The sequence below is a fragment of the Mesorhizobium sp. M7A.F.Ca.US.014.04.1.1 genome, assembly GCF_003998745.1.
In the GTDB taxonomy this organism is placed as follows: Bacteria; Pseudomonadota; Alphaproteobacteria; order Rhizobiales; family Rhizobiaceae; genus Mesorhizobium; species Mesorhizobium ciceri.
This window is the reverse complement of the sequence record NZ_RZRW01000564.1, coordinates 1-3,684: the sequence shown is the minus strand read 5'-3', so window position 1 is coordinate 3,684 and position 3,684 is coordinate 1. Positions and strand designations below refer to the sequence as shown.

Genomic DNA, 3,684 nt, shown 5'->3' with positions numbered 1-3,684 from the left:
CCCTCTGCACTGCTTGATCTTGTAGCGGATGACCTTCTTGTGGCCGTGCCGCCAGATAATTTTCTTCTTGATCACGATGCGGCAAGCCTGGTGGTGCCGGTGCCCTTGCCAATGCCTGGCCTCAGCCGGCTCCGGTGTCATGACCGCCATGGATCCCGCCAACACAGCGGCTCCTGTCAGGGTAAGGAAGAATTTCTTCATGCGAATGTAGCTCCTCTGCTCCGGTCCCTTCCTGATGCCGCTGGCGCAACCTCCCGCCACATCCGGCACTGTACTCAACCCAGAGACGCTATATCGTCGCCATGGCCTACGCCAGCCACAAGCTTGACACCGGTTAAATCTCCGTTTAATCAGCGCGCTAACACCGGGCCGCAATGCCCGGTGGTTTTCTTTATGTGCGCAAGATGCGTGGAAATCCAATTCTACTATCTTGTTTGAACTGACGTGTCCCGTGGGTTTTCCGCCGCGTTGCGTGGGAAAACCCTGTCAGGTCTCGAAAACGGAGGCCAGAGGAGGGCGCGTTTCCTTCACCCGGACCATGAGGTTCCGGGTGTGTTGTTTTGAAAAGGGAATGCGATGAGCAAGCGCGAATCCGCGAAGTACAAGATCGACCGCCGTCTCGGCGAAAACATCTGGGGCCGCCCGAAGTCCCCGGTCAACAAGCGTGAATACGGCCCCGGCCAGCATGGCCAGCGCCGCAAGGGCAAGCTTTCCGATTTCGGCCTGCAGCTGCGCGCCAAGCAGAAGCTGAAGGGGCACTATGGCGACGTTTCGGAAAAGCAGTTCCGCAAGGTTTATGAAGAGGCTGACCGCCGCAAGGGCGACACCTCGGAGAACCTGATCGGCCTGCTCGAGTCGCGTCTCGACGCGGTCGTCTACCGCGCCAAGTTCGTGCCGACCATTTTCGCCGCCCGTCAGTTCGTCAACCACGGTCACGTCAACGTCAACGGCAAGCGCGTCAACATCGGCTCGTACCGCTGCAAGCCGGGCGATGTCGTCGAAATCCGCGAAAAGTCCAAGCAGCTGGTCATCGTTCTGGAAGCGGTCGGTCTCGCCGAGCGCGACGTGCCGGACTACATCGAAGCCGATCACAACAAGATGGTCGCGACCTTCTCGCGCATCCCCGGCCTGGCGGACGTTCCGTTCGCCGTGCAGATGGAACCGAACCTGGTCGTCGAATTCTATTCGCGCTAAACGAGCGCGTTCTGCGACATCCTGCGAAGGCCGCCCGTCGAGGCGGCCTTTTCTTTGTCGGTCATGTCCGCTAATCCGGCGCTCTGGGCCATTGAAAGCGACATGCCATGAACATGCTTCCAGACATTGAAACGCTCGAACCGGTCGCCGACAGCGAAGGCGGTTTCCATCCGCTGGTCGCCGACAGCGAAGGCGGTTTCCATCCGCTGTTCGCCGACGTGCCGTCCTCGGTCGAGTTCAACAAACTGCGCAAGCGGCTGCTGCGGCTGACCCGGCAGGCGATCGAGGATTTCTCGATGGTCAAGCCCGGCCAGCGCTGGCTCGTAGCGCTGTCGGGCGGCAAGGATTCCTACGGCCTGCTCGCGGTGCTGCTCGACCTCAAATGGCGCGGGCTCTTGCCGGTCGATCTTCTGGCCTGCAATCTCGACCAGGGCCAACCGAATTTCCCCAAACATATCCTGCCGGACTATCTCGACAGCCACGGCATTGCGCACCGGATCGAATATCAGGACACCTATTCCGTCGTCACCGACAAGCTGCCGGCGGGCAGCACCTATTGCTCGCTCTGCTCGCGTCTCAGGCGCGGCCATCTCTACCGCATTGCACGCGAGGAGGGGTGCTCGGCGCTGGTGCTCGGCCATCATCGCGAGGACATTCTCGAGACCTTCTTCATGAACCTCTTCCATGGCGGGCGTCTCGCCGCCATGCCGCCAAAACTGCTCAATGACGAAGGCGACGTCATGGTGCTGCGGCCCTTGAGCTATTGCGCCGAGGTCGATCTGGAAAAATTCGCTGCCGCCATGCGATTCCCGATCATTCCCTGCGATCTCTGCGGCAGCCAGGAAGGTCTTCAGCGCAATGCCATGAAGGCGATGCTCGAGGACCTGGAAAAGCGCATGCCGGGCCGCAAGGATACGATGCTGCGCGCGCTGTCGAACAGCAGGCCATCGCATCTGCTCGACAGAAAGCTGTTCGATTTCGCTGCCCTCAAGACCCTCACCACAAGGCAAGCCGATGACATTTGACGACACCGCGATCGACTGGCTGGCCGGCATTCTGGCCGAGGCGGCACTGGCCGAGATCATGCCGCGCTTTCGCCGGTTGGGCGATGGCGATGTCAGGCAGAAGACGTCGGCCGCCGACCTGGTGACCGAAGCCGACGTCAATGCCGAGCGGCTGATCACCGCGCGGCTGCGCGAGCGGTATCCCTCAGCGATGGTCGTCGGCGAGGAGGCCTGTTCCGACAATCCAGCGCTTTTAAACGGGTTGGGCGATGCCGATCTGGCCTTCGTCATCGACCCGGTCGACGGTACTTTCAATTTCGCCTCCGGCGTGCCGCTGTTCGGCGTCATGCTGGCGGTCGTGGTCAAGGGCGAGACCGTCGCCGGCATCATCCACGATCCCGTCGGCAAGGACTGGCTGATTGGCGCCAGGGGTGCCGGCAGCCATATCCGGCATGCGCACGGCAGCATCGAGAAGGTGCATGTAGCGGTACCCGCGCCGATCTCGGAGATGACCGGCTCTGTCTCCTGGCAATATATGGCCGAGCCGGAACGGACACGGCTGGCGCGCAACCAGACCAAGATCCTGTCGCAGTTCGCCTATCGCTGCGCCGCGCACGAATACCGCCTGCTGGCGAGCGGCCATGCCCACTTCGTCGTCTACAACAAGCTGATGCCGTGGGACCACCTGGCCGGCGTGCTGATCCATGCCGAGGCCGGCGGCCATGCGGCGCGCTTCGACGGCAGCGCCTATCTGCCCTCGCATCTCGGCGGCGGCCTGCTTGTCGCGCCAGACAAGGAAAGCTGGCACGAATTGCGCCGCGAGCTCTGGGCGCAGTAGGATCGATTGCTGCGTTAGCCGAAAGCAGTACAATCTCGCGCAAATCCGGAGGCTCTCGAATGAAACCTCGGTTTGCATTTGTCGCGGCGGCTCTTGCCGCCGGTCTGTTCGCCAGTTCCCTGGAAGCAAGGTCGCAAGAGCGCAGCTGTCGCAGTACCGATCCCGTCGACACGATAAAGGAGATGTCGGACGCGATCTATGCCTGCTGGAAGCCGCCACCCGGAACCGCGGGCATGTCCCTCACGCTGCGGTTCTCGCTTCGCCGCAACGGCACGCTGATCGGCAAACCTCGCGCCACATATTCCGATCTGGGAACCGATGCCCAGCGCAGCCGGGCCTTCGTGGCATCCATCCTCAGGGCACTCGATGACGCTCTGCCATTGCACTTTTCGGACAGCATGGGCGAAGCAATTGCGGGGCGCATGCTTGCCCCTCGGTTCACGGCAGCCCTTGAAGGTGCGTCCTAATGCAAGTCGGTGATGTGCCCTGAAACGGGCGGGTTCTGTGGCTGGAACATCTTGCCGCGCTCGGCGATGAAGATCATCAGCAGCGCGGCGACCGAGACGCTGCAGAAGCCGGCGGCCAGCGGCGTCACCGTGCCGTTGAAGGCCTGGCCGATCAGCGTACCGAGAATGCCGCCGAGAAACG

The 3,684-nt window shown here is 62.1% G+C and carries 5 protein-coding genes and 1 pseudogene; 4 read left to right on the top strand and 2 right to left on the bottom strand.

Translation table 11 applies throughout. From position 1 onward, the window contains the following. A partial coding sequence (locus tag EOA22_RS27575) for a hypothetical protein (protein ID WP_127390359.1) occupies positions 1-201 on the bottom strand: 201 nt, incomplete at its 3' end. A gap of 375 nt (positions 202-576) precedes the next feature. Here EOA22_RS27575 and rpsD point away from each other — a divergent pair. The 4 genes from rpsD to EOA22_RS27555 all read left to right on the top strand — a co-directional run bounded on the left by rpsD (position 577) and on the right by EOA22_RS27555 (position 3,503). Then, entirely contained in the window at positions 577-1,194 is a 618-nt protein-coding gene (gene rpsD, locus EOA22_RS27570; RefSeq protein ID WP_013532142.1) for a 30S ribosomal protein S4, read from the top strand. A gap of 107 nt (positions 1,195-1,301) precedes the next feature. Next, positions 1,302-2,219, top strand: a complete 918-nt coding sequence (ttcA, locus tag EOA22_RS27565) for a tRNA 2-thiocytidine(32) synthetase TtcA (RefSeq protein WP_063167816.1) — start codon at positions 1,302-1,304, stop codon at positions 2,217-2,219. After that, on the top strand, positions 2,209-3,036 hold the full coding sequence (locus EOA22_RS27560) for an inositol monophosphatase family protein (protein WP_013532140.1): 828 nt from the start codon (positions 2,209-2,211) through the stop codon (positions 3,034-3,036). The genes ttcA and EOA22_RS27560 overlap by 11 nt, the downstream gene beginning before the upstream one ends. Positions 3,037-3,095: 59 nt before the next feature. Then, the gene (locus EOA22_RS27555; protein WP_063167817.1) at positions 3,096-3,503 is read left to right on the top strand and encodes a hypothetical protein; all 408 of its coding nucleotides are present in this window, start codon (positions 3,096-3,098) and stop codon (positions 3,501-3,503) included. Here EOA22_RS27555 and EOA22_RS27550 read toward each other — a convergent pair. After that, positions 3,500-3,684 (bottom strand): annotated as a pseudogene (locus EOA22_RS27550) (MFS transporter); the annotation flags it as partial. The gene EOA22_RS27555 and the pseudogene EOA22_RS27550 sit on opposite strands and share 4 nt — an antisense overlap.